At 45.7% G+C, this 14,875-nt stretch carries 14 protein-coding genes; 6 read left to right on the forward strand and 8 right to left on the reverse strand.

Annotated elements, in window-relative coordinates; genetic code table 11:
* Positions 1 to 137: 137 nt before the first annotated feature.
* From plsX to CLV42_RS12625, 3 genes are all read right to left on the reverse strand, one after another.
* Positions 138 to 1,079, reverse strand: coding sequence for a phosphate acyltransferase PlsX (plsX, locus tag CLV42_RS12615; RefSeq protein WP_106602275.1), 942 nt, complete (start codon positions 1,077 to 1,079; stop codon positions 138 to 140).
* A 44-nt stretch (positions 1,080 to 1,123) separates the two neighbouring features.
* Complete coding sequence (gene rpmF, locus CLV42_RS12620; protein WP_072356725.1) at positions 1,124 to 1,318, reverse strand: 50S ribosomal protein L32; 195 nt, start codon at positions 1,316 to 1,318, stop codon at positions 1,124 to 1,126.
* A 76-nt stretch (positions 1,319 to 1,394) separates the two neighbouring features.
* Positions 1,395 to 1,931: a YceD family protein gene (locus tag CLV42_RS12625; RefSeq protein ID WP_106602276.1), complete on the reverse strand. Its 537-nt coding sequence runs from the start codon at positions 1,929 to 1,931 to the stop codon at positions 1,395 to 1,397.
* A gap of 118 nt (positions 1,932 to 2,049) precedes the next feature.
* Between CLV42_RS12625 and CLV42_RS12630 the strand changes: the two genes are divergently transcribed.
* Positions 2,050 to 4,110, forward strand: a complete 2,061-nt coding sequence (locus CLV42_RS12630) for a PAS domain-containing hybrid sensor histidine kinase/response regulator (RefSeq protein WP_106602277.1) — start codon at positions 2,050 to 2,052, stop codon at positions 4,108 to 4,110.
* Positions 4,111 to 4,114: 4 nt separating this feature from the next.
* Here the strand turns inward: CLV42_RS12630 and CLV42_RS12635 are convergent, their stop codons facing one another.
* Positions 4,115 to 4,993 carry a fructosamine kinase family protein gene (locus CLV42_RS12635; protein ID WP_170117490.1) on the reverse strand — a complete coding sequence of 293 codons (879 nt, stop codon included), beginning with the start codon at positions 4,991 to 4,993 and terminating at the stop codon, positions 4,115 to 4,117.
* A 13-nt stretch (positions 4,994 to 5,006) separates the two neighbouring features.
* Here CLV42_RS12635 and CLV42_RS12640 point away from each other — a divergent pair, with 13 nt between their 5' ends.
* A complete protein-coding gene (locus CLV42_RS12640) occupies positions 5,007 to 6,092 on the forward strand; it encodes a DUF3810 domain-containing protein (protein WP_106602279.1) in 1,086 nt (361 codons plus the stop codon).
* Between the two features lie 2 nt (positions 6,093 to 6,094).
* Positions 6,095 to 8,707, forward strand: a complete 2,613-nt coding sequence (locus CLV42_RS12645) for an MGH1-like glycoside hydrolase domain-containing protein (protein ID WP_106602280.1) — start codon at positions 6,095 to 6,097, stop codon at positions 8,705 to 8,707.
* A gap of 185 nt (positions 8,708 to 8,892) precedes the next feature.
* On the opposite strand, the gene CLV42_RS12650 is transcribed toward CLV42_RS12645, so the two are convergent.
* Positions 8,893 to 9,840: an arginase gene (locus CLV42_RS12650; protein ID WP_106602281.1), complete on the reverse strand. Its 948-nt coding sequence runs from the start codon at positions 9,838 to 9,840 to the stop codon at positions 8,893 to 8,895.
* A gap of 252 nt (positions 9,841 to 10,092) precedes the next feature.
* Here CLV42_RS12650 and CLV42_RS12655 point away from each other — a divergent pair, with 252 nt between their 5' ends.
* Both CLV42_RS12655 and CLV42_RS12660 read left to right on the forward strand, forming a co-directional pair.
* Positions 10,093 to 11,232 (forward strand): acyl-CoA dehydrogenase, encoded by a 1,140-nt coding sequence (locus CLV42_RS12655; protein ID WP_106602282.1) that lies wholly within the window; start codon positions 10,093 to 10,095, stop codon positions 11,230 to 11,232.
* Positions 11,233 to 11,338: 106 nt separating this feature from the next.
* On the forward strand, positions 11,339 to 12,016 hold the full coding sequence (locus tag CLV42_RS12660) for a YggS family pyridoxal phosphate-dependent enzyme (protein ID WP_106602483.1): 678 nt from the start codon (positions 11,339 to 11,341) through the stop codon (positions 12,014 to 12,016).
* Positions 12,017 to 12,031: 15 nt separating this feature from the next.
* Here CLV42_RS12660 and CLV42_RS12665 read toward each other — a convergent pair whose 3' ends face one another.
* From CLV42_RS12665 to CLV42_RS12675, 3 genes are all read right to left on the reverse strand, one after another.
* Entirely contained in the window at positions 12,032 to 12,877 is an 846-nt protein-coding gene (locus CLV42_RS12665; RefSeq protein WP_106602283.1) for a sigma-70 family RNA polymerase sigma factor, read from the reverse strand.
* 43 nt (positions 12,878 to 12,920) lie between these two features.
* Positions 12,921 to 13,382, reverse strand: coding sequence for a carboxymuconolactone decarboxylase family protein (locus CLV42_RS12670; RefSeq protein WP_106602284.1), 462 nt, complete (start codon positions 13,380 to 13,382; stop codon positions 12,921 to 12,923).
* Positions 13,383 to 13,467: 85 nt separating this feature from the next.
* Positions 13,468 to 14,313, reverse strand: coding sequence for an alpha/beta fold hydrolase (locus tag CLV42_RS12675; RefSeq protein ID WP_106602285.1), 846 nt, complete (start codon positions 14,311 to 14,313; stop codon positions 13,468 to 13,470).
* A gap of 137 nt (positions 14,314 to 14,450) precedes the next feature.
* Here CLV42_RS12675 and CLV42_RS12680 point away from each other — a divergent pair, with 137 nt between their 5' ends.
* Entirely contained in the window at positions 14,451 to 14,810 is a 360-nt protein-coding gene (locus tag CLV42_RS12680; protein ID WP_106602286.1) for a VOC family protein, read from the forward strand.
* The last annotated feature ends 65 nt before the right edge of the window (positions 14,811 to 14,875 follow it).

Genomic DNA, 14,875 nt, shown 5'->3' on the forward strand with positions numbered 1-14,875 from the left:
GGGGTTGTTTCAACCCCGGGCACGGATGCCCCCCCAAACGGGCGCCCTCGGGAACGGCCCCCCAGGACCGGCAATAATAAAAAAATACCGTCTCAACGAGACGGTATCAATACCTTTCATTTCCAATAGGAAGTAAACTATTTCACAAAGCTTTCCCGGACTTTATCCAGCAGCTTGCTTTCGATCATCTGTTGAGCCAGTGCGATCATGTTTTTAAAGGCCAGGCCTTTAGAAATACCATGACCGATGATCACCGGTTGGGAAACTCCCAATACAGGAGTACCACCATAACTTTCGAAGTCGAATTTGTTCATGTAATCATCATTGATCTTGCGTCTTACCGCAATTTCATGGATAGATTCAGCCATTTTCAACACGATGTTACCGGTAAATCCTTCGCACACTATCACGTCTGCCTTATCAGTCAAAACATCCCTTCCTTCTACGTTACCGATGAAGTTTAGTAATGGATTGTCTTTGAGCAAAGGATAAGTTGCCTGTGCCAGGAGATTGCCTTTACCTTCCTCTTCTCCAATATTCAGCAGCCCTACTTTAGGGTTATTGACCTTCAGTATGTGCTGGGAATAAAGGGAGCCGAGAATGGCAAATTGCAGCAGGTTTTCAGGTTTGCAGTCCGCGTTGATACCAACATCCAGTAAAAGCCCGAAAGATCCATCTTCCCTGGGAACGGGAGTGGATATCGTTGGCCTTTGTATACCATCTATTGCTTTGATGGAGTAGAATGTACCCACCATCATCGCACCGGTATTACCGGCACTGATAAATGCATCAATCTTGCCATTCTGTAACAGATGGAAACCAATGCCAATAGAGGACTGAGGTTTTTCCTTCAGTGCCTTGGTAGGATGTTCATTCATCCCGATTACCTGGGATGAATGAACAACTGAATATTTTGATTGGTCTAACTGCGCATCTGACAACAAAGGCTTGAGAGCTGCTTCATCACCAATCAGCACCAGGTGCGCGTCTGTAGCAACAGTGTCTAAATATAATTTTACTCCTTTTACTGCTTCCAGGGGAGCGAAGTCGCCACCCATCATATCAAGCCCGATTCTCATGAACGTTTAGGTTTGTCTGTTTGGTCGGGGTAAAATTAGTAAAATTATTTAGCGCTACTTTGTTTTTCCAATACTACTTTACCTCTGTAGTACAGTTTGTTCTCTACCCAGTGAGCACGATGTCTCAGGTGCACTTCACCAGTTGCGCTATCTGTGCTTAAAGTATCCGCAAAGGCCTTGTAATGCGTCCTTCTCTTAGCTGATCTTTGCTGAGAATGTCTGCGTTTCGGATTTGGCATCGTATTTAAGTTTTAATTGTCCGTGTTTAATGTTTAATAAGTTATATCAGTCGCCGCCTTTGAAGGTGCACCATACTCAGTTGTCACGAAATTTATCCAGGTCTTTCCAGATAGGATTTCCCTTTTCGTTCGCCTGCCGGTTCATCTGGTCAAGCATGTCCAGTACCTTCGGATCACAACCACTTTTGCCCGTACTATCATTAGGATGAATACGTTGCATCGGGATACTTAGATTAATGAACTCATAGATCCACTCCGCAACATTCAGATGAGACTCCGTCTTAGAGATGTAAGCTACATCCGGATCCTCATCCTCTTTCATCTCGTCCGGATTATCCACCATCTTCACAACCTGGTCAAAATCATCCCAGAGCTGTAACTCAAATGGTTGTCCGCAACGGTCGCAGTTGACTGTCACCTTTCCGCCAATTTCGAATTTTAACAGGAAAAAATTACTCTTCTTGTCTAACAGCAATTTAACAGTTGCGTTACAATTACTGAAATCCTGCGGTCCGTAGTTTTCAAAGAAACTATCCGTAATTTGGTACTCAAATGTATGCTCTCCGGGTTTCAGTCCCACAAAGGCAATATCAAATTGACGGAGTGCTTTCATAATAAAATCCTCACTTTTAGAGGGATGCAAAGGTAACCAAATATTTCCAATTGCAAAAATTTCCTAATTTTGTTGATTCCCAACATAATATTTATATATTGTATTACTGTATAAAATTATGTATCGGAGCGCCAACTCCCAATCAGGACTAAACAGAATGGCCAAAGCCCGGATCAAAGGTACGAGAAAACATCCCACAGGCCGTAGTTTATCTGCGGACAGTCTTGCTATATTTTCACTCCCCATCAGCGTATTCCTGCAAAATAGTAATGCCGGGGTATTGGTTACCAATGCAATGCACCGCGTTATCTGGGTCAACAGGGTTTTTGAAGAAAATGCCGGGGCCGACATTTCCCACATCACCGGAATGTCCTTTTCCGCTGTTATTAAATACTTTAGCCGCCTTGTACAACGTCCCGACACCTTTGAGGAAAAAATGAAAGACCTCCGCCAGAAAAAGAAACCTTATTTCGGCTGGGAACTGATTCTGAAAGATGGACGTATATATGAAGTAAGCTATAATCCCCTGATAGAGAAGCGCCGCTTTATCGGCAGTATCTGGCAGATAGTGGATGTATCCAGGCACAAAATGCCCCGCTCCGAAATGGACCTGGCCCGCCGGCAGGCCGAAGAGGCCCGGGGCGCCCAGAAAGAGTTCCTGGCCAGCATGAGTCACGAGATCCGGACACCCCTGAACGTTATCGTGGGTATGACCCATCTCCTGGAAGAAACAAACCTCGATGCCAAACAACGGGATTATATCAACATCCTGAAGCACTCATCAGGTATCCTGATGGGACTCATCTCGGATATCCTCGACCTTTCCAAAATAGAGGCGGGGGCGCTACAGGTCAACCAAAGGGAATTTAACCTGACCGAACTGGTGCAATCCCTGCGGCACACTTTTGAACTGAAAATGGGCCACCGACCCGTGAAGATCTCTGCCACTATCGACCCTCAGTTGCAGAACCGGCTGGTAGGCGATGATATGCTGCTGAACCAAATACTTATGAACTTGTTAGGTAATGCAGAGAAATTCACCCGGGAAGGAGAAATTGCCATTAACGTAAAGCTCGAATCCTGGCAGGAAGATAAACGCTGGGTACGATTCCAGGTATGCGATACCGGTATCGGCATCCAGAAAGATAAACTGGAACTTATTTTTCAGAACTATAAACAGGCAGAACAGGAGATCAGGGAGATATATGGTGGCACAGGACTAGGTTTAGCCATATCCAAACAGCTGGTGGAACTACAGGGTGGAAGTATCCTCGTGGAGGAATCTCATGGCTACAGCACCTGTTTTTCATTTAACCTGCCCTTTATTGATACCCGTAAACCCTCAGTAACAAACTTAAGGTCCGGAAATATGAGCAGGCAACCCAATTTCTCAACAGCCAAAGTACTGGTCATCGAGGACAATCCTATGAACCTCAGGTATATTATCAGTTTGCTGGAGAAATACAACATACAACACCAGCTGGCCACAAATGGGCCCGATGCCCTCTATTTCCTGGATTCAAGACTATATGACCTGATTTTGCTGGATATCCGTATTCCCGGTCTGAATGGTCTGGAACTTGCTGAAAAGATCAGGCAGGACGAAGCCAAACCAAACGTTGCTACCCCCCTTGTAGCCACCACTGCCCTGGCCATGGAGAGCACTTTTACGCAGGCAAGGCAGGCAGGTATTACTGATATCTTAACAAAACCTTATACACCAGACCAATTATTACAGGTATTGAACAAGTATCTGAATGATGATGAAACAGAACTAATAATGGAGGATTCTACAAACTTTTCCGGATTTGAATTCCACAATGAGCTGGATGTAAAGTACCTGAATGCTTTATATGAAAACAATATCTCTTATGCCGCAGATCTCTTTGAGATCTTCCTGAAAACTATCCGGGAGGAAGTCGTAAAATTGAGGAAACTGGTGGAAACCCGTGACTGGGAACAGCTCAAATTTCAGGTACATAAACTGAAACCAAATTTTGCCATGGTGGGACTTACCTGGATCACCAGTAAAATGCAACAGCTGGAAAATACGCTTAACAATAACACACACACGCCTCCCGAAGAAGTGGATGAAGTCTTCGCAGGCATCTCCCGCGACCTGGATAAATTCTATCCGATCATTGAACAGGAGTATGAAAGAATGAAAGAACTGCTCTGAGTGATCAGAAAGTATGCAGTACTTCTTTCACGCTATTGTAATAACTGCCGCCAAATAGTAGCAGATGTACCATCAGCGGGTACAGCTGGCATATACTGATCCGTTGCTGCCACTCGTCAGCCAGCGGGAACATACTTTGATAGGTGTAATAAAAACGGGTGTCAAATCCACCGAAAAGCCTTGCCATAGCCAGGTCCATTTCACGGTTGCCATAGTAAACCGCCGGGTCGTACACACGCGCCCTGCCATCCGGTCCTACCATAAAATTACCCGACCACATATCCCCATGCAGTAATGCCGGCGGCTCATCGGGGAATATCTGAGGCAACTGCCGCCACAATTTCTCCATCTGCGTTACCATCTCTTTGTCAATAACATGACGGTCGTACGCTACCCTCGTCAGCGGCTGTAAACGGTTGAACGCATAAAAAACAGGCCAGCTGGTATAAGGTGTATTATATTGTTTGATCGTGCCGATATAATTGGCCTGCGGTAACCCGAAATGTGCCTGCGTATGCCGGTGCATACGTGACAAACCCGCTGCAAAATTCTCCCAGAAATCAGGATTGGCGCCACCTTTCTCTATAAATTCAGTGACCAGGAAGACCTTACCGCCTGAACGGCCTGTAGCCAGCGGACGTGGAACTGCCAGCGTATGCGTGGCATAAAGCGTCTCCAATCCCATAAACTCCCGTTCGAACATATCAGGATAGTTGCGCGCATCGTTCATTTTCAGGAACAGCAGACCGCTGTCTGTATTCAGCTTAAAAGTTTCATTTATATCTCCACCAGGTAGCTTTTCTGCGTAATTAATATGTATTTTCATTCCCGACTGGAGGGAAAGTGCAGATGTCAGCTCACCCATTAATAATTCATCGGTCATTTGTTTTGTAGATATGGATTTTAAAATAAAGATAAAGGGTATTGGAGTACGTATACTGATAACCGTTTTGTGCATTTGTGTCTTGCAAGCGCTGTTTACATTCAGTGACAGGTTTTCTGGTTATTACTTTCATAGGTTATACAGTTGGATCAGTTTACTCCTCCGCCAGGTACTGGGGAAAGTACCTTTCAGTGTTGGCGACGTAATTTATGGCGCCTGGATTATAACTCTGATTGTTTATTTGTTAAATATATGTTATAAAATTATAAAAAGACAATGGGGGAACCTGGGGATACTGATTTTAAGGGGAATTCAGTCCTTACTGACTGTATATCTTATATTTATGTTATTCTGGGGGTACAATTATGACCGCAATTCCCTGGAAAAAGACCTCCGCCTGGACGTAGATGAGTATACAACCAACCAGTTATACCAGCTGGCAGACACCCTGCGGCTGCGGGTAAATCAATATAAGATTGCCCTGGGAGATAGTGTTAATGCTACCCACCCCGGTGCCGACAGCGCTGCCATGTTCAGCCAGGCTGTCATGGCTTACGATCTGGCCGGGAAGCAGTGGCCCAGCCTGCAGTATAAAAATACCTGCATCAAACCCACCCTCTACAGCCAGCTGCTGAACTATATGGGGGTAGGGGGCTACCTGAACCCCTTCACCGGCGAGGCTCAGGTCAATGTAACCACACCCGGTTTCCTGCACCCTTTTACGATCTGCCACGAGGTGGCCCATCAGTTAGGATACGCACCTGAACAAGAAGCCAATTTTGTGGGTTATCTTGTAGCAGACAATTATCCCGATGTCCGCTTTCGTTACGCTGCTAACTTTGAGATGTTTATGTATAGCGTACGCCAGCTCAGAAGACAGGACACCACATTGGCGGGAGAGCTTTGGCGTAAAACAGTACCAGGCATCAGGGCCGATATGCGGCAAATGAGAGATTTTTATGATCGCTACCGCAGCCCGGTAGACGACTACACCGCGATGATCTACGACCAGTATCTTAAGGCTAATAAACAGGAAAAAGGCATCCACAGCTACAGTGAAGTGGTAGGGTGGCTAATCGCTTACTTCAAGATCAGATAAATATGACGAACGAACAACAAAGACTACAACAGACCGGATGGAAGAAATGGGGATCTTACGTGAGTGACAGACAATGGGGAACTGTCAGGGAAGATTATAGCGCCGATGGCAGCGCCTGGGACTATACTACCCACGATATGGCCCGCAGCAGGGCCTGGAGATGGGGGGAGGACGGCATAGCAGGTATCTCGGACGATAAGCAGTTATTATGCTTCTCCCTGGGCCTGTGGAACGGGAAAGATCCCATCATGAAAGAACGCCTTTTCGGGCTTACCAATGCACAGGGCAATCATGGAGAGGACGTAAAAGAACTATACTACTACCTCGACGCCACGCCTACGCATTCCTATATGAAAATGCTGTATAAGTACCCGCAGCAGGCATTTCCCTATCAATGGCTGATAGACGAGAATGCACGCAGGGGCAAGCATGAAGAGGAATTTGAAATAATAGATACCGGCCTCTTTAATGAGGATAAATACTTCGACGTATTCGTTGAATATGCCAAAGCCGGCACAGATGATATCCTGATAAAGATCACGGCACATAACAGGGGAAATGAAGCCGCCGACCTGCACCTGGCGCCTACCGTCTGGTTCCGTAATACCTGGGTATGGGGCCGTCACGATTATAAACCGACCTTGTTGGCCGAAGATGATCGTACCATCCGCCTTCACCATGAAAAAATAGATGTACAATACCTCTACCAGGAAGGCGATGGCCAGCTGTTGTTTTGTGAAAATGAAACTAACTACCCCCGCCTCTATCATGTAACAGGCAATACATCTTATCCGAAAGACGGTATACACGATCATATTGCCTACGGTTCCAATACTGTCAATCCGGAGAGAAAAGGCACCAAAGCTGCCGTACACTATAAATTGTCCATACCTGCCAAAGGATCTGCTACGGTACGCCTACGTCTGTCAGACAAACAGGCTGCCAGCCCTTTTGCAGACTTTGACACGCTGTTCCAGACACGTCTGGCTGAAGCAGATGAATTCTATGCCGATATCCAATCCACCATCAAAGATGAAGACGAAAAGCTGGTACAACGCCAGGCGCTGAGCGGTATGCTGTGGAACAAACAATTCTACTCTTATAAGGTGCAGCAATGGCTGGATGGAGATCCTGCAAGTCCGCCGCCGCCCCCCGAAAGGCAAAATGGGCGTAATAAGAACTGGAAACAGCTGAATAACGATGATATCATTTCCGTACCCGACAAATGGGAATTCCCCTGGTACGCTGCCTGGGACCTGGCCTTCCATTGTGTGACGCTGGCCATGGTAGACCCCGACTTCGCCAAGCAGCAGTTAATAATGCTGACCGAGGAATGGTATATGAATGCCTCCGGCGAGTTTCCTGCTTATGAATGGGCTTTTGGCGATGTCAACCCGCCCGTACATGCCGGTGCCACCTACAGGATCTTTAAACAGGATGCCGCTATTAAAGGCCGCAAAGACTATGAGTTCCTGGAGGCGGTATTCCATAAACTGATGATCAACTTCACCTGGTGGGTGAACCGTAAGGATAGCAACGGTAGCAATATTTTCGAAGGTGGTTTCCTGGGGTTGGATAACGTGGGCGCCTTTGACCGTAGTATGCCCCTTCCAGGCGGCATCAGGCAGGAACAGGCGGATGCTACCAGCTGGATGGCCATTTATGCCCTGAACATGCTGCATATTGCGCTTGAACTGGCCAGCTACAATAAAGTATATACAGGCATGGCTACCAAGTTCTTTGAGCACTTCATGTACATCGCTGGCGCCATGGCCAGTATGGGCGATGTCAAGCATGGCCTGTGGGATGATAAGGACGAATTTTATTACGACCAGATCCGTATGCCGGACAATAAAGTAGAGAGGCTGCGCCTGCGCAGTATGGTAGGGCTGATACCCCTCTTTGCCGTAGAAGTCATCTCGACGGAAACACTAAAAAACAACCCTGCTTTCGAAAGGAGGATGTCCTGGTTCCTGCGTCACCGGCCCGATCTGGCACAGCTGGTATCCCGTTGGAGTGAGGAAGGAAAGGAAAATAAACACCTGCTTAGTCTGCTACGTGGTCATCGTATGAAGAAACTACTCTCCAGGATGCTGGATGAAACAGAATTTCTGAGTCCTTATGGTGTACGTTCCCTTTCCAAAAAGTATGATGAACACAATCCTTTCATATTTTGTCAGGATGGGGTGGAACTGAGGGTGAAATACCTGCCGGGAGAAAGCGATAGTTATACCTATGGAGGTAACTCCAACTGGCGGGGACCTGTCTGGATGCAGATGAATTTCCTGATGATAGAAAGCCTGCGGAAGTTCCACTATTTCTATTCTGATGATTTCAGGTTAGAATACCCCAGTCGTAGTGGTAAGTTCTATTCCCTGAAAGAAGTGGGTACCATGTTGGCCGGCCGTCTGCTGAAGATCTTCCTGAAAGACGAAAATGGCAGAAGGGCCGTGCTCGGCAATAATGAGAAGATGCAGAATGATCCTCACTTCAGAGATAATATCCTCTTTTTTGAGTATTTTCATGGGGAAACAGGGAAAGGCCTTGGCGCCTCCCATCAGACAGGATGGACTGGCTTAGTAGCTAACCTGATTAAAATGAAGAATAATCCCTGATGTAAAGCGCATTAAATCCCGTACAATCTTCGATGTAATAAGGTACAAACAATGTTTCTCGTATGTTCATCCTACGTTCATCCTACGTCTTTGAACGTAGGATGAACGTAGGATGAACATACGAGAAACATTGTTAAGACGGCGCTTGTACGGGATCAGAACGGCGATTGTACCTGATCAAAGTGCTAGTTCAGCAACAGCACATTCACACTGCGCTGCAATATATTAAAGGCTATTTCCGCCATTAAGTTCTCCTTATCCAGGGTAGGGTTTACCTCTGTGATCTCAAAGCAGCAGATCTTGCGATGCTGCATGAATTTGGAGATCAGGTCTTCCACTTCACGCTCCCTTAACCCGTTTGTAACCGGGGTACCGGTACCTTTGGAGATGGATGCATCCAGGCTATCCACATCAAAAGAAACATAAATGTATTCACAGTCGCTCAGGTAACGGAATACCGAACGGGCGATCTGCTCCGGTCCTTTACGGCGTACCTCGTTGGTAGAGATCACCTTCATGCCATAGGTCTTGATCAGGTGTTCCTCTTCCTTTTCATAATCCCGCAGAGAAATGAATACGATATCCTCCGGCAATATCTTTGGCGAAATACCCCCGATATTTTTCAGCGCTTCCCATGTTTTGATAGTATTATCATCCAGGTCATGCACCTTACATTCCAGGTTATCTTCCCCGATAGAAATGGCTACCGGCATGCCATGCATATTACCGGAAGGAGTTGTGTAGGGCGTATGCAGATCGGCATGTGCATCGATCCAGATGGCGCCGAGTTTGGCTTTTGGATGGGCCATTTTTAAGCCGGCAATGGTAGCTCCTGCAGTACTATGGTCGCCGGAGAGAATGACCGGGAACCAGTTCGTTTTCACGGTTTCGCAGACACTTTTACTGATCCTTTCGTATAGTGTCAGCGTTCCTTTGATTCGTTTGGCATAGGGTGATTCTATGGGTTCAAAAAGCAGCTTATTTTCTGTTTCTATAGCCTCTGTAGGGAAATGCACGAAAAAGTTGCTCATAAAGTCCAGAGCAGCTATTTTAATAGCTTCCACTCCAAGGCTGGCCCCGCGTGTGCCAGCTCCAATTTCCGACTTGACCTCAATGATCTTGATATTCTTCATAAAAGAAAGTTATCCTGCTACAAGCTACAGGATTTTAACAGAACCGTTTTCATCCCTTACTATTGAGGCGTATATCCACTTGCCATAAACGATAAAACAATTGCAATAAGGACGCTGTATCTTCAAATATTCTTTAATGTTTTGATGGGAATGATGGATAACAATGAATTTTAAGGAAGGTATTTTTTTACATGGGTATTAAAAAATAGATTTGGTTACAGTTATGTACCAAAACAAGTAAAAAAAGATTCCATGGATTTTCAACTCACTGAAGAACACCTCATGATACAGAAAGCGGCACGCGATTTTGCCGTGAATGAACTACTCCCCGGCGTAATAGAACGTGACGAAAAGCAAAAATATCCTGCAGAACAGATCAAAAAACTGGGAGAGCTGGGCTTCCTCGGCATGATGGTGGACCCGAAATATGGAGGCGCCGGACTGGATACCGTATCCTATGTACTGGCCATGGAGGAGATCTCCAAAATAGATGCCTCCACTTCGGTATGTATGAGTGTGAATAACTCCCTGGTTTGCTGGGGATTGGAAACTTACGGTACGGAAGAACAAAAACAGCAATACCTGGTGCCCCTGGCCAAAGGAGAGATCACAGGAGCCTTCCTGTTAAGCGAACCGGAAGCCGGTTCCGATGCGACCTCCCAGCGAACCACGGCAGAAGATAAAGGCGACCATTACCTGGTGAACGGTACCAAAAACTGGATCACTAATGGTAACAGCGCCAGTGTGTATCTGTTGATCGCACAAACCCATCCCGGGCTGGGTAGTAAGGGTATCAACGTCCTGATCGTCGAAAAGAACTCACCCGGTGTAACAATAGGAGCGAAGGAAAATAAGATGGGCATCCGCGGTAGCGATACCCATAGCATCATGTTCCAGGATGTAAAAGTACCGAAGCAGAACAGGATAGGGGAGGATGGCTTCGGATTCAAATTCGCCATGAAAACACTGGCCGGAGGACGTATCGGTATTGCCTCACAGGCGCTGGGCATCGCCAGCGGTGCGTATGAACTGGCGGTTAAATACGCCAAAGAAAGAAAAGCCTTCGGAAAAGAGATCAGTCAACACCAGGCCATCCAGTTCAAACTGGCAGATATGGCTACCCGTATAGAGGCATCCCGGTTATTATGCCTCAAAGCTGCCAGGGAAAAAGACCTGCACATGGACTATACCCTCAGCGGTTCAATGGCGAAGGTATTCGCCTCCGAAACCGCAATGTGGGTAACTACAGAGGCCGTACAGGTACATGGTGGTTACGGATATGTAAAAGAATACCATGTAGAACGCCTGATGCGCGATGCCAAAATAACCCAGATCTATGAAGGGACAAGCGAAGTGCAGCGTATCGTGATAGGGCGATCCATATTGAGCTGATAACGCCATTATATGATCGTAAAAAAAGCCTGTAACCATAGCGGATGCATCAGCTTCCGCTATGGCCCAGGTTGCGGTGGTGGGGATTAATTCCTATTTTTGCAGGATGTCAGTGAATTTACCAGCTTATCAGCAAATCAACGAACAACTGAAACCCTATCATGCAAAACTGGTAGCTGTTTCCAAAATTAAACCACCCGCAGATATTCAGGCATTGTATGATGCCGGGCAACGCATTTTCGGTGAGAACTATGTACAGGAACTACAGGAAAAACAACCGATCCTTCCTGCAGACATACAGTGGCATTTTATCGGACATCTGCAATCTAATAAAGTAAAATATATCGCCCCGTTTGTATCGATGATACACGCAGTAGATAGCTTCAAACTACTCGAAGAGATCAATAAACACGCTGCTAAAAATAACCGCACTATTCATTGCCTGTTGCAGGTACATATCGCTACAGAAGAAACCAAATTCGGATTGAATGAAGAAGAGCTGGAACAACTGCTGGAAATGTATAAACAGCAGGAATCCCGCCTTACGAATATTCGTATTGCCGGTTTAATGGGGATGGCCAGCAACACCGAAAATATGGAACAGGTAAGGAATGAATTCCGCCAGCTGGATACCCTCAGACAACGTTTTAAATCCCGCTTTTTCCCTGATCAGGATGCCTTGACTGAATTATCAACAGGCATGAGTGGCGACTATACCATTGCGCTGGAGGAAGGCAGTACTATGGTACGCATTGGTAGCATGTTGTTTGGCGCGCGTTACTAAAAATGATCTCCTTCATCATCTACCCATATTCTTTAACTTATCAGGATCAAGTACGGTAGAGATCCGCAGTATTTTATGATCCTCGGGAGAAATAGAAAATACCTGGCAACCAAACAGCTTTTCGCCCCGGAAGAACAGCAATGCCGGCTCGTGATTGATCACGGTGAATTCAAAAGTGAAATCCTGCTGATATTTATTGAATACAAAGACCAGCAGCTGGGATACATCGTGTAAACCGGTACAGAACTTCTTCGCTACATTAACCTTACCACCGCCATCTGCATAGAACACAATATCCTGCGACAACATGTTCTCCAGCCTTTGCACATCCCCCTTGCGGAGGGCATGCAGGTATTGATCCAATAAGGCCGCAGAAACTGTTTTGTTGCCGAGAGGAGCTCCCTGTTTATGTTCATCCAGTTTTCCCTTTGCACGGCTGAGCAGTTTCCGGGATTGTTCAACGGTACCTGAGAGGACTTCGGCTATCTCTTCATGAGAATAACCGAAGCCTTCTTTCAGTATAAATACAGCCCTTTCCTTAGGGTTGAGTGCTTCCATCAATATAAGCATTGTATATGAGCCAATATCCTGCAGGTGAAGCGCTTTATCCGCTTCCTCTCCTGTTGCTACAGGTTCGGGTAACCAGACCTCTTCATAGTTGACCGTCTTACGCTTATTTTTAGCATTGATCGACTGGTTAATAACACTGCGTACGAGGTAGGCTTTCTCATTCTCTATCCCTTCTCTTTGAGTGGAAATATAATTGGACAGCACATCCTGTATCGTATCCTTTGCATCTTCTACAGAACCAAGGATGTTATAGGCGTATGGAAACAATGTACGTTGATAATCTTGCAGCATATATCTTATTGAGTGATCAGTGCTAAAAATAAGAATAGTTTTTTTAAGCGTGTTGGGCAACCTGGTAATGACCTGGTACAGTTCTGAAGGTTTTATTAAGCCTGTTCCATACATTGACAGTGCCAACAGCCAGGGTCAGCGTAGCTATTTGAGCAGTGGTGAAGTGTTCTTCCAGTGCTGCATAAATATCATCACTGATATCCTGCTGATTGGCATTGGTGAGTGCTTCTGTGAAGGCCAGCGCAGCGCGTTCCTTCTCATCAAAATAAGGTGTTTCTCTCCATGCGATCACACCATGCAGCCGCTCATGTGTTTCTCCATGATGAATAGCCTCTTTGGAGTGCATATCAAGGCACATAGCACATCCATTGATCTGTGATGCACGGTAGTACAGCAGGTCGAGCAGTTTCTGATCGATGTCGCTATTTTGCAGATACATACCGGTTTTAAATAGTCCGGCAAATAAGTCTTTAGGCAGTTCCTGGAATGAAATTCTCTGTGTCATATTCGTAGTTTTTAAAGTTAATTGAATCGCTTACGGTAATATGACAGGACAGGAAATAAAAACGTGACAGGATTTTAAAAAAAAATTATTGAGCAGCCAGGAAGGCCAGTATTTTTGCCAGTACCTGCGGGTCCCTGATGATACGGTAATGCCCTTCTCCCTGGATCTTAAATTCCTCTACCTCAGGATGTTGTGCTAAGAAATGTTTGGAACGTTCGGGAGGAATGACCTCATCATTCTCATCATAAATAAATAGTATGTGGTCTACCTTTATCGACTTGAAGTGTTTATGCATATCCATTTCCATCAGGTCATCTTTTAATGTGTCCTGCACGATGCCAGGTACCGCTTTTCGTACCTTATCATTAAGGCCCAGCATATTATAAGCGTCGTCAAAAATAACAGGCGCTGAAACAGAGGGCGTCATAATGATCAGTTTCGGGATGTGTACCTGTTCCCTTGCGAGGGTAAGGCTAGCGGCCAGTCCACCGAAGGAGTGCCCGATAATGGCATAAAGGTCCTTATAGGTATCCAGAAAGGCAGTAACCACATGCATCCACTGAATAAGGTTACTGTTTTTACCTTCTGTAAATCCATGGGCCGGCTGGTCAAAGGAAATAACCTGGTAATGATGCTCCACCAGTGTTTTGATCAGATGACTGAAGTCAAGCGCGCTACCTCCCCAGCCATGTAATAACAGGACCTTCTTGTCACCGGTACCCCATGTATAGGTCTTCACTTTTATCTGCTGTTTACTGAAGGCATAGGCTGTCAGCGGCGTATCTGTCTCTATAGCAGATTCCTTAAGTGTCAGATGATGCTGGCGAAAGGATCTTTTGGGAGGTTTGCTGAAAAAATGAAGGAATGTTTTTGCCGCAATCCTTGGAGATATACTGCCAATAATTGAAAAGGCTAACTTATATTTTTTCATGACGTTGCTTTAACCGCTTGATAACGATGATGATTCATGTAGCGCGTGCTACCAAAGGTAAGTGCTATATAGTGATAGTTTGTAATGCTGAATAAGTTTTTTACTTTAGGAATATCTTTAACAGGAAGCAAGGAAGGATGATACATTTAAATCTGGTAGTGATCCGGACCGACAGACAGGAAGAGCAGGTAAGATTTTACAGTACTTTAGGGATCACATTCACACACCACCGCCATGGAAATGGCCCATACCACTATTCAGGCGATTTGAACGGCTTAACTTTCGAAATTTACCCTTTACCTAAAGATGCAACAGCCGCCGATACAACCACCCGCCTCGGTTTTACCGTGGAAAATCTGCACGAGACCCTGAAGACCCTGGAAGAACTGGGTGTCGAAACTGTACAAGCGCCCGCCAGTACAGAGTGGGGATATGTAGCAGTGGTGAAAGATGCCGACGGCCGGAAGGTCGAACTGGTAGAAAATTTGATAAAGTAATAGAAAGTGGATTCTTTTACTATCTTTGCTATACTCTACAAATATGGTAGAGTAAATAGCGTAAA

Origin of the sequence: Chitinophaga ginsengisoli (genome assembly GCF_003014595.1) — a bacterium.
In the GTDB taxonomy this organism is placed as follows: Bacteria; Bacteroidota; Bacteroidia; order Chitinophagales; family Chitinophagaceae; genus Chitinophaga; species Chitinophaga ginsengisoli.